The sequence below is a fragment of the Cryobacterium sp. Hh38 genome, from assembly GCF_004403235.1.
Lineage (GTDB): Bacteria > Actinomycetota > Actinomycetes > Actinomycetales > Microbacteriaceae > Cryobacterium > Cryobacterium levicorallinum.
This window is the reverse complement of record NZ_SOHD01000039.1, coordinates 1-1,056: the sequence shown is the minus strand read 5'-3', so window position 1 is coordinate 1,056 and position 1,056 is coordinate 1. Positions and strand designations below refer to the sequence as shown.

Below are 1,056 nucleotides of genomic sequence, written 5' to 3'. Positions count from 1 at the left end.
CCGCATCGAGGAATTCACGTAATTCCGGCGTTTAGTTTACGAAATTCTTGCGGCAACAAAAAACCGGCGATCGCATCGCCGGTTTTTTTGCATAAAAGCGCCGATTCTGGGAGTGCTAGCCCCGAGAAACGCTGTGATCCGGGCGTGGTCGGCGGTTAAACACCGCTTCGCCCTGTTTTGGGCAGGGCGAAGCGACTTTTGCTGCAGGTAACGGAATTGTTGACGACCGGGCGGCTTAACTGGGTGGTGGTGATGGCGCCGTGTCGGTGGGTGGCGTTGCCGCCGTGATTTCAGTGCTGGAGTAGTACGTGCTCGCGAAGGATTTGTTCTTCGTGGTGAGGGGTACTCGGGCGAGTTCACTTTGGATGAACGTCAGAATCTTTCGGATGTTGGCTGAGACGAGTGCGAGTGTCACGGCTAGCGATGCGAAGGTGTTGCCGCGGGCGCGCCGTTTCATGGGGGAGGCGATGTCTTCGGTTGCGGAGTCCTCGATGAATGCGTTCTGCGATTCGACGGTGTTGCGCAGTGCGTAGAAACCTTTCCACACTGGACTTTTGTGGGGGTAGGTCTGCCCGTACTTCAGGGCTTTGTCCTTGGCGGGGTCTTTTCCGGCGGGTATCACGACGGTCTTCTTGCGGATGGGCTCGATGAGTTCGCCGGTCTTGTGGTCGACGGCTAAACCGTCGTAGTTCTTGGGGTCAGGATAGAGGTATTGGCGTGAGCCGTCGGGCCGGCGCTTGCCCTTGGGCTTGGCGCGGTACTTTTCACGTTCGGCGATTCGCTGGTCTCGCAGTTCTTTGGCTTGACGCACGGGGTTTGAGTCGCTGGAGAGGATGGCGTCGTCTTCGGGCGTTTCCTCGTCAACGGGCACGCCGGTGTCAGCAGCCTTCCGGTCCTTTCGGTATAGGTCGAGGGCGTGGATAAGGTCCTGGGGCATGTAGTGCACGTACCACTGGCCGCCGACTTGGATGAGGTCCTCGTAGAAGGTTGTCTGGCCGTGCTCGTCCTTGTCGTAGTCGAAGACCGGCTTGGCGCCAATTTCGGCCAGAGTGGCCT

Annotated in this window: 1 protein-coding gene; it reads right to left on the bottom strand. The window is 58.7% G+C overall.

All coding sequences use genetic code 11. From position 1 onward, the window contains the following. Positions 1 to 235 precede the first annotated feature (235 nt). On the bottom strand, positions 236 to 1,056 hold an 821-nt coding region (locus E3T41_RS17970), incomplete at its 5' end, for a hypothetical protein (RefSeq protein ID WP_166791568.1).